Annotated in this window: 13 protein-coding genes; 9 read left to right on the top strand and 4 right to left on the bottom strand. The window is 71.6% G+C overall.

The annotated features are described in order from the left end of the window. Positions 1–28: 28 nt before the first annotated feature. Positions 29–2,371, bottom strand: coding sequence for a porin family protein (locus KZ813_RS06360; protein WP_219754124.1), 2,343 nt, complete (start codon positions 2,369–2,371; stop codon positions 29–31). A 121-nt stretch (positions 2,372–2,492) separates the two neighbouring features. Between KZ813_RS06360 and KZ813_RS06355 the strand changes: the two genes are divergently transcribed. Continuing rightward, positions 2,493–3,212, top strand: coding sequence for a response regulator (locus KZ813_RS06355; RefSeq protein WP_219754123.1), 720 nt, complete (start codon positions 2,493–2,495; stop codon positions 3,210–3,212). Further along, positions 3,209–4,567 carry a sensor histidine kinase gene (locus tag KZ813_RS06350; RefSeq protein WP_219754122.1) on the top strand — a complete coding sequence of 453 codons (1,359 nt, stop codon included), beginning with the start codon at positions 3,209–3,211 and terminating at the stop codon, positions 4,565–4,567. Before KZ813_RS06355 ends, KZ813_RS06350 begins: the two co-directional genes overlap by 4 nt. A gap of 247 nt (positions 4,568–4,814) precedes the next feature. Here KZ813_RS06350 and KZ813_RS06345 read toward each other — a convergent pair whose 3' ends face one another. Together KZ813_RS06345 and KZ813_RS06340 are read right to left on the bottom strand one after the other, a co-directional pair. Continuing rightward, positions 4,815–5,108, bottom strand: a complete 294-nt coding sequence (locus tag KZ813_RS06345; RefSeq protein WP_219754121.1) for a helix-turn-helix transcriptional regulator — start codon at positions 5,106–5,108, stop codon at positions 4,815–4,817. A gap of 85 nt (positions 5,109–5,193) precedes the next feature. Beyond that, on the bottom strand, positions 5,194–5,955 hold the full coding sequence (locus KZ813_RS06340; RefSeq protein WP_219754120.1) for a hypothetical protein: 762 nt from the start codon (positions 5,953–5,955) through the stop codon (positions 5,194–5,196). Positions 5,956–6,096: 141 nt separating this feature from the next. Here KZ813_RS06340 and KZ813_RS06335 point away from each other — a divergent pair, with 141 nt between their 5' ends. The 6 genes from KZ813_RS06335 to KZ813_RS06310 are packed head-to-tail and all read left to right on the top strand — an operon-like array spanning position 6,097 to position 12,126. Further along, on the top strand, positions 6,097–6,822 hold the full coding sequence (locus tag KZ813_RS06335; protein WP_308461799.1) for a DUF4129 domain-containing protein: 726 nt from the start codon (positions 6,097–6,099) through the stop codon (positions 6,820–6,822). Continuing rightward, a complete protein-coding gene (locus KZ813_RS06330; RefSeq protein ID WP_219754119.1) occupies positions 6,819–8,036 on the top strand; it encodes a DUF4350 domain-containing protein in 1,218 nt (405 codons plus the stop codon). The genes KZ813_RS06335 and KZ813_RS06330 overlap by 4 nt, the downstream gene beginning before the upstream one ends. Further along, positions 8,033–8,989 (top strand): AAA family ATPase, encoded by a 957-nt coding sequence (locus KZ813_RS06325; RefSeq protein ID WP_219754118.1) that lies wholly within the window; start codon positions 8,033–8,035, stop codon positions 8,987–8,989. Before KZ813_RS06330 ends, KZ813_RS06325 begins: the two co-directional genes overlap by 4 nt. Positions 8,990–9,003: 14 nt before the next feature. Continuing rightward, positions 9,004–10,290, top strand: a complete 1,287-nt coding sequence (locus KZ813_RS06320) for a DUF58 domain-containing protein (protein WP_308461798.1) — start codon at positions 9,004–9,006, stop codon at positions 10,288–10,290. Further along, positions 10,287–11,297 (top strand): stage II sporulation protein M, encoded by a 1,011-nt coding sequence (locus KZ813_RS06315; RefSeq protein WP_219754116.1) that lies wholly within the window; start codon positions 10,287–10,289, stop codon positions 11,295–11,297. The genes KZ813_RS06320 and KZ813_RS06315 overlap by 4 nt, the downstream gene beginning before the upstream one ends. After that, entirely contained in the window at positions 11,284–12,126 is an 843-nt protein-coding gene (locus KZ813_RS06310; protein ID WP_219754115.1) for an RDD family protein, read from the top strand. The genes KZ813_RS06315 and KZ813_RS06310 overlap by 14 nt, the downstream gene beginning before the upstream one ends. A gap of 430 nt (positions 12,127–12,556) precedes the next feature. Here KZ813_RS06310 and KZ813_RS06305 read toward each other — a convergent pair whose 3' ends face one another. Continuing rightward, complete coding sequence (locus KZ813_RS06305; protein WP_219754114.1) at positions 12,557–15,475, bottom strand: TonB-dependent receptor; 2,919 nt, start codon at positions 15,473–15,475, stop codon at positions 12,557–12,559. 155 nt (positions 15,476–15,630) lie between these two features. Here KZ813_RS06305 and agaR point away from each other — a divergent pair, with 155 nt between their 5' ends. Next, positions 15,631–16,410 (top strand): transcriptional repressor AgaR, encoded by a 780-nt coding sequence (agaR, locus tag KZ813_RS06300; RefSeq protein WP_219754113.1) that lies wholly within the window; start codon positions 15,631–15,633, stop codon positions 16,408–16,410. Positions 16,411–16,500 lie beyond the last annotated feature (90 nt).

Raw genomic sequence — 16,500 nt, 5'->3', positions numbered from 1 at the left:
GAGCGGCGAAGCGCCGGTGCCGATGGACTCATAATAGCTTTCGGAGCCTGACGGCGACGGTCCGTCCGAGCGGGTCGAGATAGCCGCGCTGGTAGGTCAGCGGCGTGGCGCCGAGCCGGTCGCGCACGTCGGCGCGCCGGTCAAACACGTTGTCGATATCGACACTCACGCGCGCGCCCGACAACCAGCGCGGCAGCGCCCGTAGCCGCTCCGCCAGATCGACGAAGAGGGCTAGGTCGACGGTCACGAGACTATCGACGCGCAGCGCGCCGGCGCCCGCCTCGCCCTGATCGACGGTCAGGCCGCTTCGCCAAGTCGCGTCGAGGCGTGCGCCGAGCCCGCGCCGGAACGCGCCCGCTTGGAACTCGACCCGGTGACGTCGCCGCCCCCCGGTGACGTCGACGGCGTCGCCCGAGAGCAGGTCGAGCGTCGGCAGGCCGCGGCGCAGCAGGAGCGAGTCCTCGAGCGTCCAGTCATGGTAGAGGCTGACGAAGATACGGCTGGAGGCCCGCGTGATGTTGCGTGCCAGGTCGCTGCCCGGCATCGGCCGGAACGTCACGCTGCCATTGGGTTCCTGTGTCATCTGGCCAGCCTGGTTCGCGGGGATGCGGATCGTGCCGTCCGCCATGCCGGGCGGCGTCGGGCCGAGCGGCCTCGTCAGGTTGATCCCCCAGCGGAGTTGCCGCAGGCGCGACGACGCCGCGTTGAGCGGTCTCGCGTCCACCTCGACCAACCGGCCGCTGCCGTCGCGCCGAAAGCGGTCGGGGAACGCGGCCTCCACCTGCGGCGTCGCCAGCGGGAGGGTGGTCACCGGATCGTCGAGCCGAGTCGCGGCATAGTCGAGGCTCAGCGTCAGGTCGGCGTGCGACAGCGGGCGAAGGTTCACGCCCAGCCGCGTGACGCGGCGCTCGTCGCGCCGCAGCAGCGGGTTGCCGCCCGACCGCTGGGTCACCTCGACGACCTCGCCGCGCGCGCCGTCGAGCGTTCGTACGTTAGGGGTCGACAGCGCCGCGCCGCCGATCAGGCCGAGATCGGGCGCCGCCTGCTCGCTGGTACCGGCGACGATCACGCCGAGCGCGCGCGCCGGCCACCAGCTCAGCACCGCGCCGTAGCTCCAGCTCGTGCCGGCGTCGGAGAGACGATCCACCCTGGCGTCGAGATTGGCCGAGAGCCGGCCGAGCCGCGACCCGCCGGGTGCGGCGTCGCCGAGCAGCGGCACGTCCAGGTTCAGTTGCACGCCGATACGGTCGCGGCCGAGCGAGCCCGGCGGTGAGCCGGAACCCCGCCCGGGCCGGGTCGCGAGGTCGCGTGTCTCCGCCGCGGCATGCAGGGTGGCGATGATCGTGCCCGCGGGCACGCTCGTGAGCGGGCCAGCGACGATCAGGTCGGCACCGGCTAGCGCGTCGTCGATCCGCACCGACTCGCGTCCGCCCGTCGCCTGGTCGACCAGCGTCCGCGCGGAGCGTCGATCGAGGTTGCCGAGAGCGGTCCAGCGCCACGTGCCCGCGCTGCCGCCGAGTGTCGCGCCGACATGCACGGCGTCCTGCTCGTCGTCGCGGCGCAGCGTGCCTATGGGCGATCTCCCCAGCAGGCCGCGCGAGCGATCCCGCTCGACGCTGGCGTCGAGCGTCGCCGTGACCGCAGCCAGGACGGGCCCGCTCGCGACGCCCTCCACCCGCAGTCGCTCGGTCGATGGGAGCAGCGTGCGGTCGCGGCCGAGCGCCGCGGCGCCGGGCGGCTGGATCAGCCCGCGATCGTGCTCAAGCAGGTTCGCCGCGCGCGAGTAGGTCGCGCCCAGACCGAGGCGGGTGTCGCCGCGGATCACCAGCGCGTCCGCGTCACCGTCGCCGCGCCGCCGTCCGCCCGCGGTCGGCGCGGCGTAGCCGGCCTGGCCAACGACCGAGCGGAAGCGCTGGAACGTCACGACGTTCACCACTTTCTGGTCGGCGCGATAGCCGTATCGCAGCGCCACCTCCTCGGGGAAAATCTCCATCCGCTGGATGGCCTCGGCCGGGATCCGCGCGATCTCGGCGAGGTTGGAGACGCGTCGGCCGTTGAGCAGCGTCACCGGGGCCTCGTCACCGCGCCCGCGGTTGCTCGCGGTCTGCGTGCCGATTACGCCGAGCAGCGCCACGACGTCGTCGGCGCCGAACGCCCTGATGTCGGCGGCACGGAAGACGCGCTCGGGGCGCACGTCGGCGACGATCGAGCCGCGCGCCCGGCCACCGGCGACGACGACCTCCTCCTCGTCCTCCTCGCCGGCGGCGTTCACGGCGGGTGCGGAGACCACCGCCGAAGACGCCTGCGCCGCCGCGCTACCCGCGCCGATCGTCGCCCACAACCCGATCGCCAGCCTGCTCCTCGCTCTCATCGTCACATCCCGGATCCGCCTCGTCGGGGGGGCGTTGAAGCGGCGCCTGGTAGCGCGACGATGGCGGGGCGGTAGCGGGCGCTGATACGCGAATGCTACACGACGCCGTTACCGAGCCGGCATGGAGCCAGGGAACATCGTCCGCAGCACGATCCTCGTCGTCGACGATGACGCCAGCATCCGCGACGCGCTCGCGGAGTTCCTGGGTGCGCACGGCTATGCGGTCCGCACCGCGGCGGATGCCGTCGCGGGCGAGCATGCCTGGCGGCAGGCGCCCGCGGACCTGCTCGTCCTCGACGTGATGATGCCGGGCGAGGATGGCCTGTCGCTATGTCGGCGGCTATCGCCCGCCGGGGCGCCGATCCTCATGCTCAGCGCGCTCGACGACGTCACTGACCGGATCGTCGGCCTCGAGGTGGGCGCATGGGACTATCTAACCAAGCCGTTCGAGCCGCGCGAGCTGCTCGCCCGCGTGCGCGCGCTGCTGCGTCGCCCTGCGGTCGCGAGCAGTACCGACGCGACCGACGGCAGTGTCACGTTCGCCGGCTGGTGGCTCGACATGAGCGAGCGCCGCCTGCGCGACCCCGCCGGTCGTGCCGTCGCGCTGAGCGAGGGTGAACATGCGCTGCTCGCGGCCTTCGTCCGCCGGCCCGGCCGGATCCTCACGCGCGACGTGCTGCTCGATCTCGCGCGCGGGCTCGACGCGGCGCCCTATGATCGGGCGATCGACATCGCGGTGAGCCGGCTGCGGCGCAAGCTGGCCGAATCGGACACGGCGACGATCATCGAGACGGTGCGGGGGGTCGGCTATCGTCTCGTGCCGCCGGTGCGCTCGGCATGAGGCGAGCGCCGAGCGCCTTGGTCTCGATCGGCGGCTTCGGCGTCGCCGTGGCAACCCTCAGCGTCGCCACCACCGCGACGATCGTGCTGGTGGCGCCCCCCCCACCGGCCGCGCGGATGAGCGCGGCAGAGGCGATCGGAGCGCTGCGTCGACCGACCCCGACGCTGTCGCGTGAGCTCTCCGGCGAACCACGGGCCGGGGCAAGAGCGCCCGCGCTCGAGGCGCTGGTCGCGGACCAGCTGCATCGCCCGCCGACCACGGTCCGCGTGACGTGGCTGGACACGGTCGGATCGCGCCAGGAACGCGAGCGCGCTCGATCCGACCCGTCGGGCGGCGCGGGGCAGGGCGTGCCGATGATCTTCCGCGCGCGCGGCAAGGGACTCTTCGAGCGGCTCGACGCGTCGCGGGAGTCGGCGGCGTACCGCGCGATGTTGCTCGACGTGCCGCATGCGCCGTTCACGCTGAGCGTTCGCCGACCCGACGGGCGCTGGTGGTCGGTCGCGCCGCCGCGGCCCTGGCTCACCGTCTGGCAACGCAACGTCCTGGCCTCGCTCGTCGTGACGCTGCTGCTGCTCGCGCCTTTGGCCTGGCTTTTCGCCCGGCGCCTGACCGATCCCTTCCGGGCGCTCGCGGGTGCATTGGTCGATCGTGCGGAAGCGATCCCGCAGGGCGGGCCGCGCGAGCTACGCGAGGCCGCCGCGGCGATCGCGGCGATGCGCGACCGGCTCGCCGCGGAGGCGGGCGAGCGTGCGCGCATGCTGACCGCGATCGCGCACGACCTGCGCACTCCGCTGACCGGGCTGCGGCTGCGGATCGAGGCGGTGCACGAGTCCCAGCGCGCGCGCATGATCGCCGACGTCGAGCGGATGCAGGCGATGATCGACGAGGTACTGGGCTTCGCGCGCGCCGCGGCTCGACCGCCGGAGCTGCTCGACGTCCGGCCGATGCTCGCCGACATCGTCGCGGGGATGCCTGCGCGCGACGGCGCGCTGCGGCTCCGCGACGGCGCGGCAGCGCGGATCTCGGCGCCGGCGCCCGCGTTCCGCCGCGCGGTCGAGAACCTGCTGCGTAACGCGCTCGATTACGCTGGCGGCGGCACCGTGTCGGTCGAGCCGAGCGCGGCGATCGTGCGCATCAGTGTCGAGGACGCGGGGCCGGGGATCGCGGCCGCGGATCGCGACCGCCTGCTGCGCCCGTTCGAGCGGGGCGAAACGTCGCGCAGCCGCAGTACGGGCGGGGCAGGTCTCGGGCTGAGCATCGTCCGCGATTTCGCCATCGGCCAACGCGGCAGCTTCACGTTGGCCGATGCGCCGGGGGGCGGCACGCGCGCGATCCTCGAGCTTCCCGCCGCCTGAGGTGTCGCCGGCAGATGGGAAACCATGGACGGAAACGAGGCGAGGCACGGGCCCGGCAGAGGCGCGATGATCGCGTCCGCGCGGTGACGGTGATCCTGGCAGAGGTCGCGGGCCGACCGGAGCTCGGCGACGCTGCGCCTGTTCCTCGGTCTCGTCGAGGGCGGCACGATCGGGACGAAGGCCGCGCTGTCCGGCACGGCTTATCCCCGAGGACAGCCGGCTACGCTGATAAGGCAGGGATTGGGCGTCATGCCGATGCCGCCTCTTCCCGATAGGGGCAAGGTCGTGGCGAACGGAGCGTCGACCGCCGGTCTTCGATCGGCGGAGTGCCGAATATCTCCTTATACTCCCGGCTGAACTGGGAACTGCTCCCATAGCCCGTCGCGAAAGCGGTGCCGGTCACGTCGGCCTCGCCGGAGACGATCATCCGCCTGGCCTCGAGCAGGCGGATATAGCGCTGATAGGCGAGCGGACCGCTCGCGGTCGCCGCCTTGACATGGCGGTGGAACGAGGTGCCGCTCATGCCGCCCGCGTCCGCCATCCTTGAAGCTAACGTGAAGGGCTTGGCGGACGGTCGCGGGCGGAAGCTAGGCATGCCGCCGCACCGCGGGCGTCGACCGGGCCGATCAGGCGAAGATATCGGCCAGGCGATCCGCGGCGGGCCCGTCCTTCCAGTCGCGCAGCTCGACGTACAGCGCGGCCTGAAGCGCCAGCCACAAAGGCAGCAGCAGCGTCGACATTAGCGCGGAGAAGATCACGCCGGCGAACGTCACCTCCGTCTGCACGAACGCCTGTCCGAACACGGTCGTCCGGATCACGCCGACCACTGCGAAGGCGACGGAGTAGAGGACGGCGACGAGCAGGAACAGCCCGAAGACACGCCAGCGCGCACCCTTGGTGAGCGCGCGGCTGCGCGAGAGCGCCGCGAACACGCCCTCGCGTTCGGCCACCGCGGCGACCATCGCGACCGACCACATCGTTGCCACGATCAGGCCGGGCACGACGAGCAGCGCCACGCCCAGCGTCACGCCGATCCAATAGTCGATCGTCACGCCCACGAGGGGGAGCATCGTCGCCAGCGCGGCGGGTACCAGCGTGCCGAGCGGCTCGGGCCGATCGTCCAGCCGGGTCACCGCCACGCGCAACAGGATCGCCTGCGCCGCGACGTACATCACGAACCAAGCGACGCCCGACACGGCGGACAGGAGCGCACCCGCGCCGCCCGCTCTTGCCGCGATCAGCTGAAACAATGCGGAGGGTAGCGCCGCGAGAACGAAGCTGACTCCGAAGAACAATCCCGGCGCGGCGCGCACCGTCTCCGTCGTCCTTGCCAGCACATTGCTGACACTGAACGACCCCGTCACCTGCCCGTCCAACACCGTCGCCATCGTTCCCCCGCTCACGTCTCGATCTCCCCGTGCCATCACGACGCATCGTCGCGGCGAAGTCCAGCCAGAATCGTGGTGAATGCCGGTTGCTCGACGCCACTCTTCTTATAAGCTGTCGAGCGGGGATCGATTGGGGAACGGGTGGGCGCAGCGACGATCAACGACGGGGGGGGCACGCGCGAGCTCGCGTCGGCTCGCTTCGCCGAGGCGCATCGCGCCCTGCTCGCCGACCCGGCGGTGCAGTTTCAGCTCACGCGCCGTCCGCCCCCGCCCGAACCGCCGATGTGGTTGCGCCGGCTCGGTGAGTGGATCGAGGCCGGGCTCCGTCCGCTGGCGCGCGCGCTCCGCTGGCTCGGCGCGTGGCTGCCGGACCTGCCCGATCTACCTTATGCCCGCGTGTTGCTGTGGACCGTGATCGCGTTGCTCCTGGCGGGCGTGACATGGGCAGCGGTGGAGCGGCTCCGCTTCGGCCATTGGCGGTGGCCGCGATGGCGTCGCCGCCGCGACGGTATCCCGGAGACACCCGACGCGACGCCGCTGTTTGACCCGGCGCCCGTGCGCGCGTGGCTGCGCGAGGCCGACGCGCTCGCCGCGGCGGGCCGCTTCGCGGAGGCCGTGCACCTCCTGCTGTTCCGCTCGATCGAGGATCTCGCGCGTCGCCGCCCCGGTATGGTCCAGCCCGCGCTCACCGCGCGCGAGCTCGCCGCGGCGCCGGCGCTGCCGCCGCCAGCGCGCGCGCGCTTCGCCGCGATCGCGGGGCAGGTGGAGCGCAGCCTGTATGGCGGCCGACCGGTCGACGCCGCCTGCTGGGCGGCCACCCGCGCCGATTATGCCGCCTTCGCGTTGCCCGCGGCGTGGCGCGAATGAGCGACACGGCCGGCCCCGCGCGGTTGCTCGCGCCGACGACGGTGGCGCTGCTGCTCGCGCTCGGCATCACCGGCTTCGTCGCCACCCTGTTGCTGAGTGCCTACGCGCCCGACTGGCGCGGCCGCGGCAGCGCCGGCGGGCACGCGCTCTCCGACTCGGTCACCGGCTATAGCGCGATCGTCCGGCTCGCCGAGGCGACCGGACGCCACCCTCGCGTCGTGCGCGACGTTCACCACTTCGATACCGAGGACCTGCTGGTCGCGACGCCCGAGCGCGGCTCGGTCCCGATCGATCCGGTGCTCGAGCGCCGCGAGTCGCTGCCGACGCTGTTCGTGCTGCCGAAATGGTCGACCAGCGCGGACGCGGCGCACGCCGGCTGGGTCCATGTCGACTCGCTCGACGACCGAGCCGAGCCGTCCGGCGTGTTCGCGCCGACCACGCGCTTCTCGATCATCCAGCGCGCGAGCGGCGGGCGCCCGCTGCGCGTGGCCACCCCCGAGCTCGCCGGGCTACGGCTCCGCGCGCCGCGGCCGCTCCAGGCGATCCGCGCGCCCGCGCGCTCCGCGGCGTTCGGCACGCTCGAGCCGATCGTGATGGACGACCGCGGCGACATCGTGCTTGGCCGCTTCAGCGATCGGCCGATCTATGTACTGGCCGATCCCGACCTTCTCGACAATCGCGGCATGCGCGACCCGCGCACCGCCGCCGCGGCGTTGGCGCTGCTCGACTGGATGAACTCGAACCAGGCGCAGGGGATCGCCTTCGACGTGACGCTCAACGGCCTCGCGGTCGGCGCCAGTCCGCTCAAGCTGCTGTTCGAGCCGCCGTTCCTGGCGCTGACGCTGACGCTCGCGGTGGCGCTGCTGCTCGCCGTGCTCGGCACCGCCGCACGCTTTGGCAGCCCGCGCGAACGGCCGCGCGCGCTGGCGCTGGGCAAGGCCGCGCTGGTCGACAACACCGCCGCGCTGGTGCGCCAGGCGGGTCGCGAGGCGCGGCTCGGCCACCGCTACGTCGAGGTGGTGCGCGAGGCGGCGGCGCGGGCGTTCGCCGCGCCGGGACGGCTGCGCGGCGCCTCGCTCGACCGCTATCTCGACGGACTCGACCGGCGCGCGCGCTTCACCGCACTGGCCGACGCAGTCACCGCGGCCGAGGACGCGACCGACATGACGCGCGCCGCGCGCGCGTTGCACGACTGGATGGGGGAAAGAGAGTGACGATCGAGGAAGTGGCGGCGCTGGCCGCCGCGATCCGGCGCGAGGTGGCGCGCGCGGTGGTCGGCCAAGCCGACACGGTGGAGACGATCCTGGTGGCGCTGTTCGCGGGCGGACATGTCCTGCTGGAGGGCCCGCCCGGTACCGCCAAGACGCTGATCGCGCACAGCTTCGCGCGGGCGACCGGGCTGGCGTTCGGACGCATCCAGTTCACCCCGGACCTGATGCCCGGCGACATCATCGGCGCCAACCTGTTCAACTTTCAGACGTCCAGCTTCACACTGACGCGCGGCCCGATCTTCACCGACCTGCTGCTCGCCGACGAGATCAATCGCACCCCACCCAAGACCCAGGCGGCGCTGCTGGAGGCGATGCAGGAGCGTACCGTCACGATCGACGGCAAGAGCCTGCCGCTGGGGGAACGCTTCACCGTGATCGCCACGCAGAATCCGATCGAGCAGCAGGGCGTCTACCCGCTCCCGGAGGCGCAGCTCGACCGCTTCCTGTTCAAGCAGCTGGTGGGTTATCCCACCGCCGAGGAAGAACGACGCATCATCGCCACCCACGGCGCCCGCGACGCGGCGATGGTCCCAGAGACCTGGGGCGTCACCACCTGCGCCGACGCCGCCGCGATCGGGGCGGCCGCGGAGGCGGTGGCCGGCGTCCGGCTGGTGGACGAAGTCGTGGACTATATCGCCGCGCTCATACGCGCGACGCGCGATCATGCCGACCTGCAGGGTGGCGCCTCGCCGCGCGCGGGCGCGATGCTGGCGACGGCCGCGCGCGCGCGTGCTGCGATCGACGCGCGGGACTTCGTCATCCCCGACGACGTGAAGGCGCTCGCCCCCGCGCTGCTGCGCCACCGGCTGCTGCTCTCGCCCGCGGCCGAGATCGAGGGCCAGCAGGTGGAGGACGTGGTCGCCGCGATCGTCGCCGCGATCGAGGCGCCGCGGTGATCTACCCGGCGCGCGTGGCCGCGCTCGCGGCGGCGGCCGGGGCACCGGTCGCGCTGATCGTCGCGCTGGCGTTCCCCGCGCGCTGGTATGCCGCGCTTGCCTGGCCCGCCGCGGTGTCGCTGTTGGTGCTCGTCGATGCCTGGCGCGGCGCGGGTCGCGCCACCGCGGCGATCGCGCTGCCCGACAGCGCCCCGGTCGGCGCGACGCTCGACCTCGCCGTGAGCGTCCGCACCGACCCGCGCGTCCGCACCGCCGAGGTGGCGCTCGCGACCGACCCGCTGCTCGCGTTGGCGGACGACGGTCGACGTCGCGTTCCGCTGGTCGAGGGCGTCGGCGCCGCCGCCGTGACGGTGACGACGCGGCGGCGCGGCACCGCGCGGCCGGCGACGCTGTGGTTGCGCTGGCGCGGTCCGCTCGGACTGACGTGGCACCAGCGCACCCTGCCGATCGGGGCCGCGCTCCCCATCCTCCCCGATATCCGCCCGGTGCGGCAGCGCGGCGCCGAGTTGCTGCGTCGGCTCGCCTTCGAGGGGCTGGTCGCGCAGCACGAGCGAGGCGACGGCAGCGAGTTCGAGGCACTGGTCGAGTTCCGCCCCGGCATGGACCGTCGCGCGATCGATTGGAAGCAGTCGGCGCGTCACACCCGGCTCTACGCCAAGGATTACCGGCCGGAGCGCAACAGCCAGATCGTCTTCGCGCTCGACACCGCGCGGCAGATGAGCGAGCCCGTCGACGACGTGCCGCGGATCGACCGCGCCGTCACCGCGGCGCTGCTGGCCGCCTGGGTCGCGCTCAAGCTCGGCGACCGCGTCGCGCTGGAGGCGTTCGACGACCGGCCGCGGTTGTCGACCGGTTTCGTCGGTGGCGCGCGCGCCTTCGCCACGCTGCAGCACCGCGCCGCGGCGATCGACTACAGCGCCACCGAGAGCAACTATACGTTCGCCTTGTCCGATCTCCACGGACGGCTGACGCGACGTTCCACCGTGGTGCTGTTCACCGAGGTGACCGACCAGGTCGCCGCCGACGCGCTGGTGCGCGCCGCGGCTCGGCTGGTTCAGCGCCACCTGTTGCTGCTCGTCGTGTTGCGCGACGCCGAACTGGAGGAGATCATCGCGCGCGCGCCCGCGCGTCCCGTCGACATCACGCGGGCGGTCACCGCCGCGGCGCTGTTGCGTGATCGGCTGCTGGTGCTCACGCGGTTGCGCCATCTCGGCGCCCATGTCGTCGAGGCCGCGCACCACGAGGTCGGCGAGCGGCTGGTCGCCGCCTATCTCGACCTCAAGCGACGGCACCTGCAGTGAGCGCGCCTACCACCTCCTCCACGGTGGCGGGCAGCCGCTTCCGCGCCGCGCACGAGGCCGATTGGACGCGGCTCGACGCGCTGCTGGCGCGGGCGGAGCGCCGCTCGGTCCGCGCGCTCGACGACGACGACCTGCTCGCGCTGCCGCTGCTGTACCGCACCGCGCTGTCGTCGCTCGCCTCGGCGCGCGCCACCTCGCTCGATCGCTCGTTGATCATCTATCTGGAACAGCTCTGCGCGCGCGCTTACTTCCAGCTCTACGGTCCGGCGGAGCCAGCGGCGGCGCAGGTGATCCGCTTCTTCCGCCATGACTGGCCGGCCGCAGTGCGCGGGCTGTGGCGTGAGACGCTCGCCGCGCTGGTGCTCACGTTGGCGGGGGTGATCGCCGGCTATCTGCTGGTGCGCGGCGAGGCGAGCTGGTTCTACGGACTGGTCCCGGACGGTCTCGCCGGCGGACGCGCGCCCGGCGCCAGCGCCGCCACGCTGCGAGCCACGCTCCATCCCAAGGACGAGCAGGGCATGCTGGCGGTGTTCGCGGCCTTTCTCTTCACGCACAACGCCCAGATCGCGATCTTCTCGTTCGCGCTGGGGATCGCCTTCGGCGTACCGACCGCGCTTCTGATCGCGTACAACGGTCTGTCACTGGGGGCGATGATGGCGGTGTTCGCGGGGAGAGGCGTGGGCGTGGAGTTCGCGCAATGGCTCGCGATCCACGGCACCACCGAGTTGTTCGCGGTGATACTCGCGGGTGCCGCCGGTTTTCGCATCGGCGCCGCGCTGGCCTTTCCCGGCCGCCAGGCCCGGCTCGACGCCGCACTCGACGCGGGTCGTGCCGGCGCCACGGTGATGTTGGGTACCGTCCTCATGCTCGCGGTCGCCGGGCTGCTCGAGGGGATCGGGCGACAGACGATCGACGGCGGGAACGCGCGCGCGCTGATCGGCGTCGTGATGCTCGGCGCGTGGCTCCTCTATTTTTACTTGCCGCGGTCCCGCGATGACGCGCGCTGAACCGCGCAACCTGCGGCGGCGCCTGGTCACGCCCGAGGGCGTCGATCTCGGCGTCGAGCTGGGCGGCGCGGGCGCGCGCGCGACCGCTTATGGCCTGGACCTGCTGATGATGCTGCTGATCCTCGTGGTCGGCAGCGCCGCCATGGCCTATCTGCTGCGGCCGCGCGCGGCGGAGCCGATGGCGATCCTCTGGCTGCTCGGCGCCTTCGCGCTGCGCAACGGCTGGTTTATCCTCTTCGAGCTCGGCGTGCGCGGCGCCACGCCGGGGAAGCGCGCGCTCGGCCTCCGCGTGATCGCGCGGGATGGCGTGCGGCTGACGGGCAGCGCGATCGTCGCCCGGAACGCGGTCCGCGAGGTGGAGGTGTTCCTGCCGCTCACCTTCCTGATCATGCAGGCCGGCGCACAGCGCGCGGACGCGTGGCTCGCGATCGCCGCCTTGGGCTGGTCGGCGATCTTCCTGCTGTTCCCGCTTTTCAACCGCGACCGGCTGCGCATGGGCGACGTGCTCGCGGGCACGTGGGTGGTGCGCGACGAGCGCCGGCCGCTCGGCAGCGACCTCGCCGCCGCGTCGACGTCGCGCCGTTTCACGGAGGAGACGCTCGACCTGTACGGCGAGTACGAGCTGCACGCGCTAGAGGAGGTCCTTCGCGCCGGCCATGGCACGCGGCTCAGCATCGTGGCCAGCGCGATCCGCGCGAAGGCAGGCCTCGCCGACGACGGCGACGACGCCGCTTTCCTCGCCGATTATTACGCCGCGCTCTGTGCCCGGCTGGAGCGCCGCCGCGTGCTCGGCCGCAGCGTCGCGGACAAGTGGCAGGGGCGCGGCTGACGCGTGACCTGCTGCTCGTTCCCCGGACCGCTTCGAACGGGGACTACCAGCCGTGAGCAAGGGCAAGGAAGCGGAGCGAGCGACGAGGCGGTCTCTCGCAGGCGCAGATCACCTTCGTGCCGAGGCAGGCGGGGGATGGCACGAGCGTCGGCGAGGTGTTTCCGATGAGCGGAATCGGCGAGGCGAGGTTCTACGCCTCGCGCAGGAAGTAAGCGGGGCTGACGCCATCGGAGGTGCGACGGCCGCTGCGGAGCACATGAGCGATCGCCCAACCGTACAGCCGCTCCGTCCCACCATATCGGCTCTGGTGGTTCATGGGAGATCGCGGAGGCGTCCACGTGCGCCGGGTTGATCAGGTCAGTGCCTCCGCCCCGATCTTCGTCCGATCACGATCGTGCCCGTACGGGGCCCGACCTAGCGCTCATCCCGGTCACAGCCGTCCTCGCACCCCGAAGAAGAAGGCGCGGCCCGAATATTCGTAGAAGTTCGGGACGTTGCGCAGGTCGTTGAAGCGCTTCACGGCCTGGCCGAGCAGATTCGAGCCCTGGGCGTAGACGGTGAGGTGGCTGTTGAGGTCATAGGACAGGGTCGCCGAGACCTCGTGATAGGGATCCTCCTTGACCGGCAGATAGGCGAGGTTGCCCGACTGGGCGTAGGTGAAGCGCGACTGGAAGCTGTACGAGACCTGCGCCCCGATCCCGTGGTTCTCGTAGAACAATTTGCCGTTGGCCGAGAAGGGGATCGCCCCGGGCAGGTCGGTGGTGACGTCGCCCGAGGTCGCGCGCGAGCGATTGTAGGTGAGGTTGGCCTGTACGCCGAAGCCGTTGTCGAGGAAGTACTGCCCGCCGACCTCGACGCCGTAGACGTCGGCGCTGTCGCCGTTGCGCACCTGATACTCGACGAAGTCGAAGTTCTGCTGCTGGTTGGCCGGCTGCGCGGTCGGCGTGACCACCACGTCGACCGGCACGGTCGAGACGAAGTTGGTGATATGCTTGTAGAAGGCCGCCGCGGTCAGGGCGAGGCGGTTGGACGGGTAATATTCGAGCGACAGGTCGAGCTGGTTCGCCTCGGTCGGCTTCAGGTTCGGGTTGCCCGCGTCGTAGATGATATAGGTGCCCGACTGCGCCGAGGTGGCGTCCTTGGCCGGCGACAGTTCGGCGAAGGTCGGGCGCGAGATCGCCTGCGACGCGGCGAGCCGGACGCGCAGCCCGTCGGTCAGGTCATAGGCGAAGTTCGCGGCGGGCAGCAGCCGCAGATAGTCGCCCCCGCCCGTGATCGGCTCGACCGGGTTGAACGCCACCGCATTGTCCTGCGTGCCCGCGCGCGGGATGATCGTCGCGATCGAGGCGCCGTAGCCGACCGAGGACACCTTGGTCGCGACCAGTCGGCCGCCGATGTCGGCCCGCCAGCGCTCGCCGGCGAGGTTGAACTGGACGTAGCCCGCCCAGGTGCGCTCGCGGATGCGATAGGAAGCCGGCAGGTCGTCCTGGATGATCTGGGTCGAGTAGCCGGCGGGATAGGGCGACAGCGCGCAGCCATCGATCGTCGCGCCGCTCGAGTCGAGGCAGCTGTTGGGGTTGAGCACCGCCGGGTTGTTGTCCGCGCGCGGCAGCGCGGCGAGATAGGTGTCGATGTCGAACGAGGGGAAGTTGCGCGGGAAGTTGCCCGGCAGCTTGTCGAGGATGTTCGCCTGCCCGGGTCGCACCACGTCGGCGCCGATCTGGCCGAAGGTGAAGGGATAGCCGCAATAATTGCATGAGGTAGTATATTGATTGTCGATCGTGGTGACGGTCTTGCGGCGGTCGGTCCAGGCGGCGCCGAAGCTGATCGCCTTGAAGGCACCGTTGTCGACTCGATACTCGCCGTCCACCTTCGCGCTCTTGATCTCGTCCGCGACATCCTGTCCCTGGATGCCGATATAATGCGCGCGATAGTCGTCGTTGGTCGCCTGGTCGATCGTACGCCCGCCCGGCAGCGTGATCGCCAGGTCAGGTAGACCGTTGTCGCGCGTGGCGAAGGTCGCCGAGGCGCCGGGGATGCCCGCGACCACGAAGCGGTTGCGGCCGCCCGTGGTGTCGGTCGCCTTGCCATAATAGCCGTCGACGGCGAGCTTGAGCTGGTCGACCGGGCGCCAGTCGATCCGCGCGCCGATCTGATAGGTCTGGCTCTGCCGCGGCTCGTCGGTGGTCAGCACCTCGGAGACGAGGTCGTTGATCGCGAAGCCGGTGACCACGTTGTTGCGATCGACCTGGATCGAGGCGGGGTCCCACCGCGGCGACCCGTCGTCGCCGAGCGGGTTGAGGTAGTTGGACGAGCGGTAATTGTGCTGGGTGACGTTGAAATGGCTGTAGACGCCGTCGATGGTCAGCTCGAAGCGGCTCGACGGCTTCCACTGGAAGGCGCCCGCCGCGCCGATCCGCTCGCGCTCGCCGGTGACATAGCCGACGCTGTAGTAATCGGGCCAGATATAGGCCGGGCCGGCGGCGTTCGGGTCGACCTTGCCGTCGCGGTTGAAGTCGAGGCCATAGCCCGCCTCGGTGCCGTCGGTGATCGAGTACTCGCCCAAATTGTCGGTGCGGAACTTGTACTTGTTGTAGCTGGCGCCGACCAGCACGCCCATCGTGTCGTCGGCGAAGGTGGTGCTGACGACCCCGCTCGCCTTATAGCCGCCCTTGTCGACCAGATCGTTGTACTGCCCCTCGAGCGCCGCGGAGGCGTGGAAGCCGGGGCGGTCGAGCGGGCGCGCGGTGCGCAGGTCGACGTTGCCGCCGATGCTGCCCTCCAGCTCGGAGGCGCGCACCGCCTTCTTCACCTCGGCGCCCGAGATGATCTCCGACGGCAGCACGTCGAACTGGAACGAGCGATCGGTGCCGTCGGTCGGCAGGATACGGCCGTTGAGCGTGGTGATCGCGAAATTGGAGCCGAGCCCGCGTACGGTGATGTCGCGCCCCTCGCCGCGGCCGTCGCGCCCGACCGTCACGCCCGGGATGTTGGCGAGCGCCTCGGCGACGTTGCGATTGGGGAACTTGCCGAGCTCCTCGGCGGAGATCGCGTCGACGATCGTGTCGGCGTCGCGCTTGGCCTGGATCGAGCGGAGCAGGCTGCCGCGGACGCCGCGAACGACGATATCGCCCCCGGTCGTCACGGGTCCGTCGGGCTGGCCGGTCTCGCCGGGCTGCTGCGACGGGTCGGACAGCACCGCCTGCGGGTCGGGCGAGGCGGTGGAGGATCGCTGCGTGCCGTCGACCGGGGCGGTGGCGTCCTGCGCCGCGGCCTGACCGGCGACGAGCAGCGCGACCAGGCTCGCGCCGGCCAGGATCTTGCCGCGCCCGTGCTGCAGCTGCGTCATCGCCACTCTCCCTCTTCCCCGCACCCAGTGCGATACGTTGCGACTTGCTATCGTGAGCGTAGCAATACTGTCAAATAGAAAAGAAACGAAACCTGGACGGAGCATTGTAGCCATCGGTCGCGGCTGGTAAGCCGGCGCGTGAGCGGGAGGATGCGATGTCGACGGCACGGGACACCAGCGGCAGGCGGCAGCAGATCAGCGCGATGGTGCGCGAGCGCGGCAGCGTGCAGGTCGCGCCGCTCGCCGAGCGCTTCGGCGTGTCGATGCAGACGATCCGCAAGGACCTGCATTTCCTTGCGAAACGCGGCGTCGCCGAGCGATCCTACGGCGGTGCGATCGTGGCCGACGCGGTCAACGTGATCGCCGAACCGGCGGTGGAAGCGAAGCGCGCGGCGCATGTCGACGAGAAGGCGCGGATCGGCGCGTTGGCGGCGGCGATGGTGCGGCCGGGCGAGTCGGTGGTGCTCGATTCGGGCACCACCACGCTGCAGATCGCGCACCATCTCCCCGACGACGAGGAGATCACCGTCCTCACCAACGACCTCGACATCCTGTGCGCGCTCGCGCGCAAGGAGCGGATCCGCGTGGTGATGCTGGGCGGCGCGCTGCGCCGGCGCAACCGCGCTTTCTACGGCGCACAGACCGAGGCCGCGCTCGACGACCTGCACGTCGACAAGCTCTTCCTGGGCGTCGACGGCTTCGATCTCGAGCGCGGCATCACCACCCACTACGAGCCCGAGGCGATGCTCAACCGCAAGATGGTGCGCGCGGCGCGCCAGGTGATCGCGGTGACCGACCAGTCGAAATTCGGTCGCGTCTGCCTCCACCGCATCCTCAACGTCGCCGAGATCGACGACCTCGTCACCGACGCCAGCGCGCCCGAGGGGCTGCAGGCCGCGGCCGAGCGGCTGGGGTTCCGCCTGCACGTGGCCTGAGCGGCGCGGCCGCCGTTCCCCAACGCTGACCACCCCGGCGGACGCCGGGGTGGCGGGCTGGTAGGAACGCCCGTCATCCCGCCCCGCCGC

Origin of the sequence: Sphingomonas folli, assembly GCF_019429525.1 — a bacterium.
Taxonomy (GTDB): domain Bacteria; phylum Pseudomonadota; class Alphaproteobacteria; order Sphingomonadales; family Sphingomonadaceae; genus Sphingomonas; species Sphingomonas folii.
The sequence above is the reverse complement of the archived record's forward strand: the minus strand, read 5'-3'. Positions and strand labels throughout refer to the sequence as shown.